The 18,812-nt window shown below is 28.9% G+C and carries 13 protein-coding genes, 1 tRNA gene, 1 rRNA gene and 1 other RNA gene; 14 read left to right on the forward strand and 2 right to left on the reverse strand.

The genetic code is table 11. The features are described from left to right. Together IR151_RS00005 and IR151_RS00010 are read left to right on the forward strand one after the other, a co-directional pair. Window positions 1-123: ribosomal RNA gene (locus IR151_RS00005) — 23S ribosomal RNA — on the forward strand; the annotation flags it as partial. Between the two features lie 77 nt (window positions 124-200). Beyond that, window positions 201-275 (forward strand) — tRNA-Thr (locus IR151_RS00010). Window positions 276-496: 221 nt separating this feature from the next. On the opposite strand, the gene srtB is transcribed toward IR151_RS00010, so the two are convergent. Then, a complete protein-coding gene (gene srtB, locus IR151_RS00015; RefSeq protein ID WP_285891634.1) occupies window positions 497-1,183 on the reverse strand; it encodes a class B sortase in 687 nt (228 codons plus the stop codon). Window positions 1,184-1,314: 131 nt separating this feature from the next. Here srtB and rnpB point away from each other — a divergent pair. The 8 genes from rnpB to IR151_RS00055 all read left to right on the forward strand — a co-directional run bounded on the left by rnpB (window position 1,315) and on the right by IR151_RS00055 (window position 12,031). Further along, an RNA gene (gene rnpB, locus IR151_RS00020) (RNase P RNA component class A) lies at window positions 1,315-1,649 on the forward strand. A gap of 276 nt (window positions 1,650-1,925) precedes the next feature. Beyond that, window positions 1,926-4,436 carry an SPOR domain-containing protein gene (locus IR151_RS00025; protein ID WP_227432350.1) on the forward strand — a complete coding sequence of 837 codons (2,511 nt, stop codon included), beginning with the start codon at window positions 1,926-1,928 and terminating at the stop codon, window positions 4,434-4,436. Between the two features lie 122 nt (window positions 4,437-4,558). Further along, the gene (locus IR151_RS00030; protein ID WP_227432351.1) at window positions 4,559-6,550 is read left to right on the forward strand and encodes a hypothetical protein; all 1,992 of its coding nucleotides are present in this window, start codon (window positions 4,559-4,561) and stop codon (window positions 6,548-6,550) included. Then, complete coding sequence (locus IR151_RS00035) at window positions 6,540-6,860, forward strand: hypothetical protein (protein WP_227432352.1); 321 nt, start codon at window positions 6,540-6,542, stop codon at window positions 6,858-6,860. Before IR151_RS00030 ends, IR151_RS00035 begins: the two co-directional genes overlap by 11 nt. A gap of 193 nt (window positions 6,861-7,053) precedes the next feature. After that, on the forward strand, window positions 7,054-7,929 hold the full coding sequence (galU, locus tag IR151_RS00040) for a UTP--glucose-1-phosphate uridylyltransferase GalU (RefSeq protein WP_285894577.1): 876 nt from the start codon (window positions 7,054-7,056) through the stop codon (window positions 7,927-7,929). Window positions 7,930-7,951: 22 nt separating this feature from the next. Further along, complete coding sequence (galE, locus tag IR151_RS00045) at window positions 7,952-8,965, forward strand: UDP-glucose 4-epimerase GalE (RefSeq protein WP_227432353.1); 1,014 nt, start codon at window positions 7,952-7,954, stop codon at window positions 8,963-8,965. A gap of 110 nt (window positions 8,966-9,075) precedes the next feature. After that, window positions 9,076-11,010 carry a cell wall-binding repeat-containing protein gene (locus IR151_RS00050; protein ID WP_227432354.1) on the forward strand — a complete coding sequence of 645 codons (1,935 nt, stop codon included), beginning with the start codon at window positions 9,076-9,078 and terminating at the stop codon, window positions 11,008-11,010. A 211-nt stretch (window positions 11,011-11,221) separates the two neighbouring features. Continuing rightward, window positions 11,222-12,031 (forward strand): DUF3800 domain-containing protein, encoded by an 810-nt coding sequence (locus IR151_RS00055; protein WP_255613040.1) that lies wholly within the window; start codon window positions 11,222-11,224, stop codon window positions 12,029-12,031. 210 nt (window positions 12,032-12,241) lie between these two features. On the opposite strand, the gene IR151_RS00060 is transcribed toward IR151_RS00055, so the two are convergent. Next, window positions 12,242-13,123 carry a LysR family transcriptional regulator gene (locus IR151_RS00060; protein WP_227432356.1) on the reverse strand — a complete coding sequence of 294 codons (882 nt, stop codon included), beginning with the start codon at window positions 13,121-13,123 and terminating at the stop codon, window positions 12,242-12,244. A 413-nt stretch (window positions 13,124-13,536) separates the two neighbouring features. On the opposite strand from IR151_RS00060, the gene IR151_RS00065 reads away from it, so the two are divergent. The 4 genes from IR151_RS00065 (at window position 13,537) to IR151_RS00080 (ending at window position 18,775) form a co-directional block, all read left to right on the forward strand. Beyond that, a complete protein-coding gene (locus tag IR151_RS00065) occupies window positions 13,537-14,385 on the forward strand; it encodes a sugar phosphate isomerase/epimerase family protein (protein ID WP_227432357.1) in 849 nt (282 codons plus the stop codon). Between the two features lie 82 nt (window positions 14,386-14,467). Further along, entirely contained in the window at window positions 14,468-16,390 is a 1,923-nt protein-coding gene (locus tag IR151_RS00070; protein WP_227432358.1) for an FAD-dependent oxidoreductase, read from the forward strand. Window positions 16,391-16,473: 83 nt separating this feature from the next. Beyond that, the gene (aroE, locus tag IR151_RS00075) at window positions 16,474-17,337 is read left to right on the forward strand and encodes a shikimate dehydrogenase (RefSeq protein WP_227432359.1); all 864 of its coding nucleotides are present in this window, start codon (window positions 16,474-16,476) and stop codon (window positions 17,335-17,337) included. Between the two features lie 220 nt (window positions 17,338-17,557). Continuing rightward, entirely contained in the window at window positions 17,558-18,775 is a 1,218-nt protein-coding gene (locus IR151_RS00080) for an MFS transporter (protein WP_227432360.1), read from the forward strand. Window positions 18,776-18,812: the final 37 nt, after the last annotated feature.

An 18,812-nucleotide genomic window follows, 5' to 3' on the forward strand; every position in this document is an offset into this window, starting at 1 on the left:
TCAAGATAAGATTTCCCACCGCAAGGGTAAGACCCCAGAAAGACTATCTGGTTGATAGGTCGAAGGTGTAAGTGCAGCAATGTATTTAGCTTATCGATACTAATAGGTCGAGGACTTGACCAATATTTATTTGATGTTCATTAATTAAAATATATATGCAGTTTTTAGAGTGTTAATTTAACTCACAATAGAATAAGTGTGCTGGTGTGGCTCAACGGTAGAGCAGCTGACTTGTAATCAGCAGGTTGTAGGTTCGATTCCTATCACCAGCTCCAGTAAAGACTATGTTTTTAACATAGTCTTTTTTATTATATAATATATTTATTATTTTATATAGTTTATAGAAATAGACAGGAAATTGATAAATTTAAGTAAAAAATAGCTATTAAGTAAGAAATAGCTATACAGATTAAAATAATTATTTTAATCTGTATGTGAATACCTTAACGCAAAAATTTGATTATTTGTGTAAGAATTGTTAAAAAGACATGTATATTTAATTTGAAACTAACTTGCCATGGATTACCATTCTAGCATCATCAAATTCATAAGTGCATGTAGAAAGTGTAACTATCTTATCTTTACTACTTACTTTCATATTTGATTTATGTAATGATTTGGAAGTAATAGCATCTATGTATTTTTGATAGTCTGATTCGCTATTAAAGCTTGTTTTTAGATAATCATAATCAGATTCTACAATATAGGCAGAAAATACTTCATATAATAATTCTTTTCCATCCATAGTGATTTTTATTTGATTGTTTTCTTTAAAGAAATCATCATCTTTAAACTTATTTAGATTATTAAACATTGTTTTGTTTTTCATATTATGTCCATATACTATAACATTTTGGTCATCCAGAGATTTATTTCTATAATCCATGAATAATGTACCTGAGATAGATTTTTTACCATAAAAGTCTTTGTCAAGATAATAAGAATTATCTTTAGATTGTACAACTGGATAATTTATATTTGTATTATCAACAGAAAGCCAAAACTTAAAATCTTTGTTTATTTTTAATAAGTCTTCTTTTTTATTTTCTTTTTTCTGAAGTTGAGCAGATACTTTAGTATCATGGCTGTACTTGCTAAGCTTTAAGCATATATTAAATCCACTATAGATTATTACTAATATTAATATAATATTAATTATTACTCTATATAATTTTTTCAACATTCCACCTCAAATCATAAATAATAGTTTATATACCTATATTACACTATTTTTGAAGAAATTTAAATTTTTAGTATAATATTACTTTGACATACTTAAGTATTTATGATAATATAGCTAAGTAAAATGAATATTAAGTAAGCCAGATAATCGCATGTAATTTTACATGAGGAAAGTCGGAGCTCCATAGAGCAGGGTGCTAGGTAACACCTAGTGGGAGCAATCCTAAGGATAGTGCAACAGAAATAAACCGCCACTTAAGTGGTAAGGATGGAAAGGCGAGGTAAGAGCTCACCAGCAGCTAGGCGACTAGTTGGCTATGTAAACCCCACCTGGAGCAAGACCAAGATAGGAATAAAGAGTGCTGCTCGTACTCTCCGGTAGGTAGGTCGCTTGAGCTTATTGGTGACAATAAGCCTAGAAAGATGATTATCTAATACAGAACTCCGCTTATAGACTTGCTTAATTTTTTCGATAGGTGAAACATCAGTTTAAACTGATGTTTTTTTATTTGCAAATTTGTCTAATTTACTTTCAAAATTTTGTGGAATATTGTAATATAAGTTAGTACAGATATTAAAAATGGTATAATATAAGATGGATATAAAAAGAAAAAGTAAAATGATGTAAATAATATGATATGATATAAGATGTAGTAAATTTAGTAACTAATTATTAAAATATCATAATCAAATTAGTAATTTTACATAATGTAAATATCACAATAAAATAATTGATTTAAGGAGTGAAGGTTTTGAGTGAAAATAATATAATAAGAAATACTGTTTTAAATGTCACAGCAAGTTTTTTAAAACAAGAGTCTAAGATAAATGAAAAATTAGAAGGTGTTTTAGAAAAGAAATTTGAAAAAGTAGAATTCAATGAAGCAAAATATGCTGAGCTTTTAAAATTTAATATATTGTTTTATAAAACATTAGCAAGAAATACAGAACCGCTTATCGGGAAATGGATAGTAGATAAATACATACCTGAAATAGATGAATTAGAGAAAGAATTAGAATTAACTACAGCTAAATGTAGAAAGTATGTAAATAAGGCAATGAAGGATGGTTTAGACTGTCTAAAAGCCAACGATTTAAGTAGTTTTTTAGCTTATGATAAAATGGACCTATTAGAGAGACGAAGACGTTTAGAAAAGGATTATAAGGTTCTAAATCTATATAAAGACCTTCTTAATATAACACTTAGAAAGATAAGTTTAGAAAAGAAAGATTGTGCAAGTTTATTTCTTAAGAATCAAGCTGATGCTAAAAGAGAACTAAAAAGAGAAATAATATTCTGTGTAAATAAGATATTAGCTAGTAGCAAAGAGGTAGTACCTAAAAATATAGAAGAGAATTCTGAACAAAGCAGTGAAGATATAAAAGCAACAGAAATTGAAGATTTACAATTAGGTAAAGATAATTCAGAAAATGATGTTTTATTAAATTCAGTTAAAAAGTCAGAATTAGGAAAAGAACCGCAGATAAATGATGTAGAAGCAAAGTTTATGGATAAACTAAATAGTTTAAATGATGAAAGTATATCTCAAACTGTATATAATGAATATAAAAAATTATGTGGGTTAGAAGAACTTCCTTATGTTGAAGGCTATGGCTTTGGTGGAGAAGTTATTAAAGACTTTGTTTGTGCAACAGTTGCATTAGAATTTTTGAAGAGAAGAAATAGAGACCTTATAGAAGGTGCGATGAGATTAACTATAATTGGAGAATTTGGTGCTGAAAATTTTAAGGAATTCATAGATTATGTAATTAAAAATAAAACAGAAATTAGTGAAAATGTTTGGGAAGAAGCACACATTGTTCTAAAAGATAAATCTTCTGAATTAGAAAATCACGATATTGTATCAAAGAGAACTAGAAAAAATAAAGACATTGATATTGAAGAATATATTTATATGATAAAAAATGCAGATAAAGATGTTTGTTTTAGAAGTAGCATTTCTATAGAGGAAGATACTAAAGAAGAAGTAATTAATAAGAATGAAAATGTAGAGAATGCTATAGAAAATAAAGAAGATATTGAAAAAGATCATGATATAAATAAAGAAGAAATAATTGAACCAGAAAATAAGAAGAGTAGAAAAAAAGATAAATTATTTGGATTTATGAAAAAGGAAAGCAAAAAAGAGGATGTGCTAGAAGAAACTGAAAAGGAAGAGATTGGATTAGATAATACTTCTGATACAGTTCCAGGTGAAGCTGATGAATCTATTAAGGAAAATATAGAAAACTTAGAAGAAATAAACCAAAGTTTAGAAGAAGAACGCAACATAAAAATAGAAAAACCAATAAATAATGATGAGTTAGATAAAAAACTATCAGCAAGTAATGAGCCTAAATCTGAAAAAGAAAGTAAGGGATTAGGTGATGAAATGCCAAAAGAAGCAGAAGAAAAAAAGGTAGAAAGTGAAAAATCAGTAGTAATACCTATTAACAAGAAAGAAAAAAATAGCAAAAAGTCTAAACATTCTTCTAAGTTTAATTCTAAGGAAAAGAAAACAGAAATAAAAAATTATGAATCAAATGAAGAAGATTCTATAGATGATGAAGAGGTTGGTTCTAAAAAAAGCAGATTAAAAGAGACTATTATAGCTATAGTTATAGTGGCAATTGTTGGTGTAGGATACTTTATAACAGTAGGCAATAACAAGAAAAATGATAAAGACACGACACCTCCAAAAGCACCAACTCAGCAACAAGCCAACAATAAACAAACAGAAGAAGAAAAGAAAGCAAAAGCTGAAAAAGAAAAGAAAGAAGCAGAAGAAAAGGCAAAAGCAGAGGAAAAAGAAAAAGCTGAAAAGAAAGCAAAAGAGATGGAAGCATATAAAGACGGTAAAGGTGTATATTATACTGTCTATGCAGGTTCACTTAAAGTTGAAGCAACAGCAAAAGAAACAGCAAAAGAATATGAAGCTAAAGGTATTTCTTCAACAATAGTTCAAGAGAATGGATATTATAAAGTGAAGATAGGTGATTATTCTGAGTATGGAGAAGCACAAGAAAAATGTAATGAATTAGCTAAGAAATCTATTGATACATATATAGCGATGTATGATAAGTACTATGATTACAAATTAGAAGATTTGAAAGAATCAGCTCCTTCATTAAGTGCTGAAGAACTTAGACAAAAATATGAAGATTTAAGAAGTGAGTTAAAAAATAAATCTGGATATCGTGAATATGTTAAACATTTAGATAAACTTTATGAAGAAATAGTTGAAGGTGCTTAGGATATTTATTAAATAAGGACGAATTATGTCTCAAAATAAAAAGTATTAAAAGATATTATTTATTTTGAGACATTTTATTCACCTTTAGAAAATAATTATAATTTTGTTTAGGCGGTGAAGGTATGTTGAAATTAGGAGAAAAAATTATATATGAGCTTTCAGATGGATTTGAGCTTAGTGGTATCAGTAGATATTCAAAAGAATCTAAGAAACTTCATATAACAAATTTAGGTAATATTATAATCAGCAAAGCAGATGAAGTTAATGATGAATCAGGGGTAAAATATATATATAGTTTTTCAGATAATAAAAAAAAGTTAGAAGCAGTTTTAGAAGGTTCTCAAATAATCATTTATGGAGATAACTTGCCTTTTTATATAAAAAGTGAGAATTCAAGTAAGAATGTTACAGCAAGTTTAACTATGAAAATAACTTTAGATGAATATGATTTAATCTGTAAGAACCAAAGAGAATTTATATTTTATTTAAAAGACAACATGACTATCTTGAGTTTAGATGATAATAAATTTTATATGGGTGGAATTAATAAAGATAATGAAAAGTTTATATTTATCAGTGGAAAAAATAGATTTGAAATAAACTTTGATGATATAGAAAGATATATTTTAGAAGATAAGAGAGTTTCTCTAAAGGGTTATTTTCATATGGAAAGAGAAGGTCTTATAGTAAGGTCTATTTCTATATTTAATAATAATGTAGAAAATATAGTTCCAGCCGATTTAAGTGAGAGAGTTAAAGATAATAAGAAAATAGGAAATCTTCCTAAAGATTGTGAGATAGTATTCTGTAAAATATCAGGAAATATAGATGGATTTGATTATAAAAATACTAATATGCTTTTAGTAAAATATCAGGATCAACTTATTTTTATAAATAAGAAGTCTAAAAAAACTATTGTTAAGTCAACAAAAGATAATTGTTCAAAGTTAATTTTAGGAGAAGACATTATATTATATGATAATAAAAATGTATTTAACTTGCACATAAATGATAAAAATAAAGAAGCTATGCAAATAGAGGATTTAAAAGATATAGAAAATGAAATAGTAGGATATACATTAAAACATGCCCCATTTTTTATCCAAGAAGATTTTAATAGTTTAACAATAATGAAGTCTTTCCAAAAAGAAATTATATCTATAAAAAATAGTGATGTTAAAGATATTGTAATTAATAGAGATATTGAAAGTAAAAATTCTGATTTTGTAGAAACAGAAATAAAATTTAATAATCAAAAAATAATTTTAAATTTAAGTAGAAGTATGGTTCAAAAACTTATGCAAGATGTCTTTATATATGCAAAAAAACCACTACTTAAAGACGTTTCTGTTGAGATTTTATATAAAAATTGGTCTAAAGCTATGAATGATATGATAATATTTAATTTCTTTGGAAATATTTATTACATGAAATCTGAATTTGATAAAGTATTAGAAAGAGAACTGAATGATGAAATAAGAATAGAAGTCATAAATGCACTTTATAATCAGATACAAGAACAGAGAAATAATTTAGACTTGATATCAGCCTATACTCCAAGAATATTAGAAAATCAAGATATAGAGTTATTTGAAAAGTATAATGCAAAACTTGATGTACAAGTATTTAGACAGATTAAAAATTTATTCTTTGATTTATCATACAATATAAGTAGTTATTTAGATGGAGTTGAAAAAAGTTTAGATAATATTATATTTGTAATATCAGGTGAAGATAAGAAGCGATACAATTATAGGATGTTAAAGGAAAGTGAAAGTGCAAACTTGGATGTATTTTTAAAACAAGCTATATCAAGATTAAATCATTTAGTAGAAAATATGTATCCTTACTATGTGGATGAAACTAGTAGAGAGATGTTTAAGTTATTTGAAGTTTTATGGAAAAATTATAAAAATATTAATGATGATAGTATAAAAGAAGTATTATTCGAGAGAATAACAAATACATATGTATTTAGACAATTGACATTAAATAATAATACAAATGAAAGAAGAAAAGACATAATTGAAAAAATATATAATTCTGTTGATTATGGAGCCAATAAGCTAGATGAAAATATGTTTTTCACAGGAGGAATGAAGTATGTCAAGTAAATACAATGTATGGAATTTTAATTATGAGTTTTTAGGTCTGAATTCAAGTGATGAAAAAAATAATGAAGTTTATTATGAGATTGATTTAGATGAAGTCTTGAATGAAAACTATATAAGTGAAGATATAGATGGAGATTTAGATACTGATGGAAATAGCATCTTAGGAGAATTAATATCAGAAATGGATATAGATGAAGATGTAAGTGTTGACATGACATATCAAGAATTAGAAGTGGATTTAGAAGATTTAGATTCGTATTTGGATGATGATATAGATAGTGATATAAAGGGTATTTTGGATGAAATTTAGTACCTATGTGAGTTTTAGGTAGAATATAGACAATATAATATATTAACTTATAAAAACTAAAGGTAGATGAAATTTCATCTACCTTTATGTTCTTGTAATGTTAAGAATTGGGATAATATAGAGTTTGAAGAAAAAGTATAAATATGGTATATTAATTTGGTACAAGAGAAAATTTACGAAGAAGGGTGAAAAAATGCAGATGACAGTAAAAAAAGCGATAATACCAGCAGCAGGGCTAGGAACTAGATTTTTACCAGCAACAAAATCACAGCCCAAAGAAATGCTTCCTATAGTAGATAAACCAACTTTACAGTATATAATAGAAGAAGCTATAGACTCAGGAATTGAAGAAATTCTTATAATAACAGGTAGAAATAAAAAATCTATAGAAGACCATTTCGATAAATCAGTTGAATTAGAGTTAGAATTAGAACAAAAAGGTAAGACAGAAATGCTAGAAATGGTAAGAGATATATCAAATATGGTAAATATTCACTATATAAGACAAAAGGAGCCAAAAGGTCTTGGACATGCAATTTACTGTGCAAAAAGTTTTATAGGGGATGAACCTTTTGCTGTATTATTAGGTGATGATATAGTAGACTCAGATGTGCCTTGTCTAAAGCAATTAATAGATACTTATAATGAATATAAAACAACTGTACTAGGTGTTCAAAAGATAGCTAAAGAAGATACAAACAAATATGGAATATTGGATATAAAACATATAGAAGATAGGGTTTATAAAGTTAAAGATATGGTTGAAAAGCCTGCAATTGAAGAAGCACCATCAGACATAGCCATACTTGGAAGATATATAATAACTCCTGCAATATTTGATATATTAGAGAAACAAACACCTGGAAAGGGTGGAGAAATACAGTTAACAGATGCACTTCAAACTCTTGGAAAACAAGAAGCTATCTATGCTTATAATTTTGAAGGAAGAAGGTATGATGTGGGAGATAAGATTGGTTTTTTAGAGGCGACAATAGATTTTGCCCTAAAAAGAGAAAATCTAAAAGATGATTTAATGGCTTATATGAGAAAAAAAGTAAGCGAAAAATAAATTTAGAAAAGAGGTAATTACTATGGCGGTTTTAGTAGCTGGAGGAGCAGGATATATAGGAAGCCATACAGCAATAGAACTTTTAGAATCAGGTTATGAAGTTGTTATAGTTGACAATTTAAGTAATAGTAACTCAATAGTAGTTGATAGAATTAGAGAATTATCTGGAAAACAAGTAAAATTTTATAATATTGATATAACTAATAAAAATGAAATGCACACTGTATTTAAAGAAAATAATATTGAATCTATTATACATTTTGCAGCTTTAAAAGCAGTTGGAGAATCAGTAGAAAAGCCAATTGAATATTATAGCAATAATCTAATAAGTACATTAAATTTATTTGAATTAATGAGAGAATATGGTGTTAAGAAATTTGTATTTAGTTCATCAGCTACTGTATATGGAGATCCACATACTTGTCCGATATTAGAAGATTTCCCGCTTTCTGTAACTAATCCATATGGAAGAACTAAGCTTATGATAGAGCAGATGTTAGTGGATATATCAAAAGCAGATGAGTCATTAGATATAGCACTTTTAAGATATTTTAATCCAGTAGGTGCTCATAAGAGTGGAAGAATTGGTGAAGAACCAAATGGAATTCCAAGTAACTTAATGCCTTATATAACAAAAATAGCAGTGGGTAAATTAAAAGAACTAAGTGTATATGGAAATGATTATCCAACTCATGATGGGACTGGAGTTAGAGATTATATACATGTATTAGATTTAGCTGCTGGTCATGTAAAGGCATTACAAAAATTAGAAGAAAATCCAGGACTTGTTGTTTACAATTTAGGAACTGGTAAAGGATATAGTGTTCTTGATTTAGTTAAAGCATTTTCTAAAGCCAGTGGAAAAGAGATACCATACAAAATTGTTGGAAGAAGAGCTGGAGATGTAGCAATGTGTTATGCAGATTCATCAAAAGCAGAGAAAGAACTTGGATGGAAAGCTAAATATGAACTTGAAGAAATGTGCCAAGATTCTTGGAGATGGCAAAGTATGAATCCAAATGGATACGAAGCATAAAATGTATATTAAAGGGGTAAATGTAACAAATTTGTAAATACAAGATATTGGTAATTTTATGTTATAATTAGAGGCGTGTAGTTATGTTTCTAAAAGAGGGGGAAGTTGTAGTGAAAAAAAGTCTAAAAAAGTATTTAGTACTAGCAATGACTTTAGTTTTAGTATTTGCATGTGGTGTACCAGAATCAAGTGCAGCCAGTAAACATGTAATTATAGTAAACTCAAGAAAAAACACTCTGGGATATTTTGTAAATAGCAAGCTTGTAAAAGAATTTAAAGTTGCAACAGGGAAAAAAGGTTCAGAGACACCAACAGGGAAAACAAAGGTAGTTAACAAGATAAAAAATAGACCATATTATAAAGGAAATATACCTGGAGGAAGCCCAAAAAATCCATTAGGAGATAGATGGATGGGATTAGCACTAAAAGGAACTTATGGAGATACATATGGGATACATGGAAATAATAATGAAAGTTCTATAGGAAAACACATTTCTGGTGGATGTATAAGAATGCACAATAAAGAGGTTAGATGGTTATTTGACCAAGTTCCAGTAGGTTCAGATGTAATTATAGATTATAGTAATGACAGTTATACTAAAATAGCAGCAAAATATAAGATAAATTTAAACCAAACAGGATGGAAAACAGAAAATGGTAAGAAGTATTATGTAAAATCTGATGGAACATACCAAAAAAATAGTTGGTTAAAAGTAAATGGAAAAATGTATTATTTTGATGCTTCAGGAGTAATGCAAACAGGATGGAAGACAATTAATAACAAAAAATATTACTTAGGAACTGATGGAGTAAGAGTATCTGGATGGAAGGTAATTGATGGAAAAACTTATTACTTTAATTCAGATGGAGTAATGCAAACAGGATGGCAAGAAAAAGATGGCAAGAAATACTATCTAGGAAATGATGGCTTATCAGTAGTAGGATGGCAAGAAATAGATGGTAATAAGTATTACTTTGATAAAACAGGAGTAATGCAAACAGGATGGCAGCAATTAGAAGGTAAATCTTACTATTTAGACAAAGAAGGTAAAATGCTAACAGGAACTCAAAAAATAGATGGAAAAGATTATACTTTCAATGAAGATGGAACAATAAACCCTACATGGAACACCGTTGTAGGAGCAAATAGATTTGATACAGCTAAAAAAATAAGTGAAGTTGGAAATTGGGGTGCTGATAGTTCAGATACTGTTGTATTAGTAAATGGAAATGCAATAGCAGATGGAATAACAGCAACGCCTTTGGCAAGTAGTTACAATGCAACAATATTACTTACTAATACAGATAAATTACCAACTGAAACTGTTGCAGAAATGAATTCATTAGCACCTAAAACAGTAATTTTAATAGGTGGAGAAAATGCAATAAGTTCTAAATTAGAGCAAGAAATAAAGAGTACTTTTAATGCAGAGACAAAGAGAATATCAGGTCAAGATAGATATCAAACTGCTGTAAGAATAGCTGATGAACTTGGAAACAGAGAAGAAATAAAGACAGCTTATATGGTTTCTGGAAATGGAGAGGCAGATGCTCTATCTGTAGCTTCTAAAGCTGGAGAAGAAAAACAACCTATAATACTAGTTAAGAAAGATGGAATTACAGAAGAATCTTATATTTGGCTAACAGAAAGAAAATTAGAAAATGCATATTTTATAGGTGGACCAAATGCAATTAATGATTCAACAATAGCTAAGATGAATGAAATAACTACTGAAGATGTTTCAGGAAATAGAATATATGGAAATGACAGATTAGATACTAATGCTAAAGTTATAGAAAAATTCTATGGCGATACTGATTTACAATCTGTGTTAGTTAGCAAATCAGATGCTTTAGTAGATGCTTTATCCGCTGGACCATTAGCTGCAAAATTACACTCACCAATAGTTTTAATGGATAATTCAGGATTATCAGCAGAACAAAATAGAGTATTTGCAAATAAAAAAGTTGAAACTCCTTATCAAATTGGAGGAGGAGTATCTTATATAGGTATGGATAAATTAATAGATATTCTTAGAAAATAATAAAACTATATAAATAATGTATAAAATGAAATTGAGATGTAAAATTCAACAGCCTAAAGCTTTGATTGTTTATATCTCAATTTTTTTATTACAAAATTAAGTTTAAGTTATCTAAAAATCTTGGAATATTTTCAAAACTCATATAAAATAAATATAGGTGATATCATCATATGTTAAGAGGGTGAGTGAAATTATAAAGAAGAAGTATATAATGTTTATTGATGAAAGTGGGAGAGCTGATATAAATCATGAGGACCCATTTACATTAACAGGAGTAATTTTTGAATATAAATACGCAGTGAGTCAAGGTGATTATGTCTGTTGTTTAAGGAAAGAGATGGATGCCTTTAAAGATTATTGCTTTGGAACTAGTAATATAGGAATACACTTGACTGATATATCCAGAAAGTCAAGAGCATTTGAAAGGTTTGATGATTCACAAATTAAGTTATTTTATGATGAATTACCTTTATTTCTATCTAAACTAGAGTGCACCATAATATCAGTAACAGTAGATAAGGCTAGATTAAAAAAATACTATGCACCTTCAAAGGAACCTTATGTTGTAGCTTTTATACATGTGCTTCAAAATTTCTATTCATTTGTAAATAATGAAAATGTAGAGTCTGCAAGAATCGTTATTGAATCAAGAGATGATGTTTCAAATTTAAAAGTACAAAAGGCATTTTTTGATGTTTTTAATAATGGAACAATATATTTAGATATAGATGAAGAGTTAAGAGACAAGGTAAAAGGTTTTATAATTGCCAAAAAGGAAGATGTAGATTACAAAGAAGGTTTAGAAATAGCTGATATTCTATGTAATCCTCTTAGTAGAGCTAGAAGAGGATTAATAGAAGCAAATCCAAAATGTGTGCAATATGGAGAAAAAAATAAAATATTTAAATCTGTAAGAAGTAAAATATACACTCCAACTAGTTTAAATGACATAAGAAATTGGGGTTTTAAAGAAGTTCCGATTGTAGAGCCTGTTGGACCATGGCTTGAAAAAATGAGATAGATAGATTGACAAATTTTTAGAAAATTGATATAATATAAATAACTTAGTTATTCAGGAATTGAAATACAGTTGCTGTTATATAACGATTATTACTGAGACTCGGATGCCGACTGTCAGTTAAGAATCTATACTTTTAGAAGTATAGATTTTTTTATTTTGGAAGAAACCCTAAAAAAGAGACTATTTAAAAATAACCTCTTTTATTAATACTTATAATTGAGCATTTTTAATGACAAAGTTTTTGAAATTTTTAATTGCAGGAGGCAAATATCTATCCTTTATAACTGCTAAGTAAAAATTTCTTTCCCAACTTGGGTAAACGATTTGAATTACTTTTACTTTTGTAAACTTAAGCATAGGCATATTTGGTACTACAGCTATACCGAAATTTTTTGCAACTAATCCAGCAACTACCTGGTCTTCTTCTACCTCATGAACTATGTTAGGTTGTTGATTTATTTTTTTAAACATGTCATCAATTATATATCTAAGTCCACTTCTTTGATTAAATACTATTTGAGGATAAGGTATTGTCTCTTTTAAATCTATAGTATCTTTTGTAGCCAGTGGGTGGCTATATGGTACAATTAATACTAAATCTTGTTTGGATACAGGTATAAATTCAATTCCCTTCTCTTTTTCAAGTTTTGAGCAAAAAGCAATATCGTATTTTCTTTCCTTAAGACCTTGGATAATATCAGTAGTTACACCTGTATGAAATTTAAAGTCAATTGATTTATCAGGATTAGATTTTAAGAATCTATGAACCATATCAGGTATAAAGTCTGTACCAAGTGTTCTAAGGAAAGCTAAGTCAATTTGACCTTCACCAGTACCCGTTATCTTTAGTGACTTTACACTTGAGTCTAAGATTTCTAATGATTTTTCCACGTCTCTTAAAAATATTTTACCATATTTAGTTAAAACTATATTTCTACCTTCCTTTTCAAATAGAGACACTCCAAGTTCACTTTCTAACAAAGAAATAGCATGACTCAAACTTGGTTGTGTTATAGATAAATTTTCTGCTGCTTTTGTATAGTGCTCTAAATGTGCCAATGTAACAAAATAGCGTAAGTGATATAAGTTCAATTTTTGTTCATCCTTTCATGAGTATCGTATTTTTTATTTGTATGTATTTAAAGAAGTTGACCTTAAAGAAGTTTTTCACATTTTTATTATATATGATTACAGCGTAATAATAAAAGCTTTTAAAGAAATTTATCGTTTTTTGTCTTAAATTTTAGATAGATAGAGTTAAGGTATATATTAATAAATTATATTATCAATAAAATCTATAAACAAAATCTATGAATTGATAGGAAATTATCAATTTGTTATTAATAAAGTCTCATGATACAATGAATTTATAAAATCTAGATAAAGATAAATCAAAAAAATATTTTTATTTTTAAAGTAAAATAATGCTACTAGTAGAATAAATAAAAAAATAAAATCAAAAAAAAGATTAATTATAAAGAAATTAAAGGGGGCATATTTAAATTATGAATAATCAAAAAAATATTAACATTCCAATTACTATTAGTTCTTATACATTAGGCACAGAAGTTTCATTCCGTGATAGAGTGCGTATTGCAAAAGAAGCTGGATTTGATGGCATTGGATTACGTGCTGAAAATTATGTGGATGCAAAAAACGCTGGAGTTACAGACGAAGAAATGCTTTCAATTCTTGATGAATATAATATGAAAGTTACAGAAGTAGAATATATAACTCAATGGGGGACTAAAGAGGATAGAACAGAAGCTCAACAAGAAAAAGAACAAAATGTTTATCATATGGCTCGTTTATTTAATGTTAAACATATAAACTGTGGTCTATTAGAAATGGTACCAGAAGAACAAATTATAACTGCATTAGGAGAATTATGTGATAGAGCAGGAGAACTTATTATAGGACTTGAGTTTATGCCATACAGCGGTGTGCCAGATTTAGCTACTGCTTGGCGTGTTGTAAAAGGATGTAACCGTGAAAATGCAATGCTTATATTAGATACATGGCACTGGGCTAGAGCAAAACAAACAGTAGATGACCTTGCACCTGTTCCAGCAGAAAAGATAGTATCAATTCAAGTTTGTGATGTTTTAGAGACACCTTATGAAAAACTTAGAGATGAATCACTACATGACCGTGTAGCTCCAGGTGAAGGATATGGAAATACAGAAGAATTTGTAAAAATAATCAAAGAACATAATATATCACCAGAAGTTATAGGTGTTGAAGTAATATCTGATTCTTTAGTAGCTAAAGGATTATCAACTACAGCTGAGACTGTATTTAAGGCAACTAAAAAAGTATTAGATAAAGCATGGCCAGAAGTATCTCCAAAATAAAAATAGACTTATTCGATATTAAAGTATATAAAGCATAAAAATATAAGAAAAAAATATAAAACTTGAAAGGAAGGAAAACCTTATGAAGATTAGTTCTATGTTTACACCTATAAAAATTGGTTCAATGACAGTTCCAAACCGTTTTGTAGTTCCTCCTATGGGAAATAATTTCGCAAACACAGATGGTACTTTAAGTGAAACTTCTAAGGCTTATTATCTTGAACGTGCCTTAGGTGGTTTTGGATTAATAACTATAGAATCTAGTGTTGTGGATAAGAAAGCTAAAGGAGGACCTCGTAAACCTTGTTTGTATGATGATAGCACAATAGATAGTTTTAAAAATGTAATAGATGCCTGTCATAATGCAGGTTCAAAAGTATCTATACAATTACAACATGCTGGTTCTGAGGGAAATGAAAAAATTGCAGGGTATCCTTTAAAAGCTGCTTCTGCAATACCTGCGTCAAATGGACGTAATACACCATTAGCAATAACAACTGAAGAAATATATGAACTTATAGAATCTTATGGAGATGCTGCGTTACGTGCAAAAAAAGCTGGTGTAGATGCTGTTGAAGTTCACTGTGCTCATGGATATTTAGTTAGTAGCTTTATATCACCAAGGACAAATAAACGTGTAGATGAATTTGGTGGATGTTTTGAAAATAGAATGAGATTACCTCGCCTTATAATTGAAAATATACGTAAAAAGGTAGGTAATTCTATAGCAATACTATGTCGTATAAATAGTACAGATGATATTTTAGGTGGAATTGATGTACATGATAGTTCAGTAATCGCAGCTTATTTAGAAGATTGTGGAGTAGATGGACTTCATGTTTCACGTAGTATACATATACATGATGAATATATGTGGGCTCCTACAGTTCTTCATGCTGGATTTAGTGCAGATTTAGTTACAGAAATAAAGAAATCTGTTAGTATACCAGTAATAACTGTTGGTCGCTATACAGAGCCACAATTTGCTGAATTAATGGTTCGTCAAGGTAGATGTGATTTAGTAGCATTTGGTAGACAAAGTTTAGCTGACCCAAGTATGCCTAACAAAGCTAAAAATGGGAAGTTAGATGAAATGATACCATGTATTGCGTGTCTACAAGGTTGTGTGCCAAATATGTTCCAAGGTAAGCCTATAGCTTGTCTTGCAAATCCGATATTAGGTCATGAATCTGAACTTAAACCAGCTGAAACTACAAAAGAAGTTCTTGTTGTTGGTGGTGGTGTTGGAGGTATGCTTGCAGCATGGGTATGTGCTGAGAGAGGGCATAAGGTAACTCTAGTTGAAAAATCTGAAATGCTTGGTGGTCAAATGCGTTTAGCTGCATATCCTCCAGGTAAAGGAGATATTACTAATTTAGTTCGTAGTTATATTTCAAAGTGCAATCAATATGGTGTAAAAATATACACTAATACAGAAGTTACAGTAGAGTTTATAAAAGAAAAATCACCTGATGCAGTTATTGTAGCTACTGGTGCAACTCCACTTGTACTTCCTATACCAGGAATTAATGAATCAGGATTAATACATGCAGTGGATCTTCTTGATGGAAAAGAATCTTGTGGAAAGAAAGTTCTTGTTGTTGGTGGTGGAATGGTTGGTTGTGAAGTGGCAGCCTTCCTTGGTGAACAAGAACATGATGTTACTGTTATTGAATTAAGAGAACAAGTTGGTGCAGATGTAATTTCTGAACATCGTAAATTCCTTATGGATGATTTTGAAAGTTACAATATACATACTGTTACTGGTGCTAAAGTTGCTAAATTCTATAACGATGGAGTTGACTATTCACTTGCAGATGGAACAGAAGATAATTTAAAAGGCTTCGATTCAGTAGTACTTGCTATGGGTTCTCGTAATTATGACCCATTAAGCGAAGAAGTAAAGAAATTTGTGAATGAAACTTATGTTGTTGGGGATGCAGTAAAGGCTCGTAGAGCATTGGATGCAACAAAAGAAGCTTTTGAAGTAGCATTAAATATATAGTTGAAATTAAATAGATGTTTCTTTGCAAATAATTAAATAGATTATTTGCAAAGAAATTGATGATATTGGGAGGATATAAAATTATGGAAATTTCAGGAAGAACAGGGTTATTCGCATTAATAGGTACACCAGTGGGGCATTCTAAATCACCACTAATGTATAATTATAGTTTTGAAAAATTAGATTTAGATTATAGATACTTAGCTTTTGATATTACTGTGGACAAGGTAAAAGATGCACTTTCAGCTATAAAAACGTTCAACATAAAAGGAGCAAATGTAACAATGCCATGTAAAACTGCTGTTACAGAATATATGGATGAACTTTCTCCAGCTGCTCGTATAATTGGAGCATGTAATACAATTGTAAATGAAAATGGAAAGTTAATTGGACATATAACAGATGGTGTTGGTTATGTTCGTAATTTAAAAGAAAATGGAGTTGAAGTAAAGGGTAAAAAACTTACGATTATGGGTGCTGGTGGTGCGGCAACTGCTATACAAGTACAATGTGCATTAGATGGAGCAAGAGAAATATCTATTTTCAATGCTAAGGATGATTTTTATAAAAGAGCGGAACAAACAATTGAAAATATAAAGAAAGAAGTACCAGAATGTATTGTTAATTTATATGATTTAGCAGATACAGAAAAACTTTATGAAGAAGTATCATCAAGTGATATTTTGACAAATGCAACGCTTATTGGGATGAAACCTCATGATAATGAAACTAATATAAAAGATGTTAGTGTATTAAGAAAAGAGTTAGTTGTAACAGATGTTGTTTATAATCCAAATAAAACAAAAATGATTGAGGATGCTGAAGCTAATGGTTGTAAAGCTATTGGTGGATTAGGAATGTTATTATATCAAGGAGCTGAGGCTTTTAATCTATACACTGGATTGGAAATGCCTGTAGAAGAAATTAAAGAATTATACTTTAAATAGACGAAAAAATAATACTTTAATAATATAGAATATATATGTATCTCAATGTTTTGATATTACTTTACAAAATATTTTGATATTACTTTATAAATTGTCATAGTGGGTTTTGTATTGGTGGTATAGTTAAATGTAAAAGTTTAGCTATTCTTTAAACCCATTATGGGAATGCGTTTATTGTATATAAAAATGTTAATAAATTAACAAGAATGGGAGAATAACTATGAATAATAAAAAATACTATCCTACTGCCATAGCGTTGTATTTTTCATATTTTTTACTTGGTATTGGAATTTCAATTTTAGGACAATATAAACCAGAATTTGCATCTATGTGGGGAGCTAAGACACTATCAGATGGAACTCTTGATGTGAGTATTGTTTTAGCAGTTATTGCTGCATTAGGGTTAGGTAGACTTATATCATATCCATTTGCAGGCCCTATTTCAGATAAATATGGAAGAAAGGTAAGTGGACTTATAGGTAATTTTCTACATGCAATTTTCTTTATTGGAATTGTATTTTCACCAAATTTTTACATAGCGTATATATTTGCAGTAATTGGAGGTGCAGCAAACTCATTTTTAGATACTTGTGTAACACCTTCTTGTATGGAGATATTTGCTAGTCTAGGAACAATAGCAAATATGTTTACTAAATTCACAATAGCTTTAGCGCAATTTTTACTTCCTTTTATAATTGGATTTGTTGCAGCAAATTCAATATCATTTAAAGTTATTTTTATAGTAACAGCTGTTCTTATTATTGTAGATGCAATTTTAATAGCTATATTGCCATTTCCTCCAGCTAACAATGTTATTGATAATAATGGAAAGACTGTTAAGTCAGAGAAAATGAAGTTTACACCAACAAGTATAGCTCTTGTTTGTATTGGATTTACATGTACATCTACATTTGTACTATGGCTAAATTGTAATCAAGAATTAGGTAAATTATATGGTATGGCTGACCCTACAAAAATTCAATCTTTTTATTCAATGGGAGTAATCTGTGCAGTATTAATAACTTCTGTGCTTATAAAAAAATATGTTAAGCCAATAAGAATACTTGTTATCTATCCTGTAATAGCTTCAATTATGTTATTAATTGTGTATTTTGTTCAGTCTCCAACTATTTGTATGGTAGGAGGATTTGTAATAGGTTATTCAGCAGCAGGTGGTGTGCTTCAATTGACTACATCGACAGCAAATGAAATGTTTCCAACTAATAAAGGAAAAATAACATCTATAGTTATGATTGCATCTAGTATAGCTAACTATGTTATTTTAAATATAGCTGGATTTATTACAAAATCTGGTGGAGTAAATGGGCCAAAATATGTTGTACTATTTAATGTAGCTATAACATTTGTTGGAATTTTACTTGCATTGTTTGTAAACATGAGATATGAAAAAGAAAAAGTACATGATTGTAATATGTAACATTAGTATAATATAATTGTAAGTATTTTTAATTTTA

Origin of the sequence: Clostridioides sp. ES-S-0006-03, assembly GCF_020662275.1 — a bacterium.
Lineage (GTDB): Bacteria > Bacillota > Clostridia > Peptostreptococcales > Peptostreptococcaceae > Clostridioides.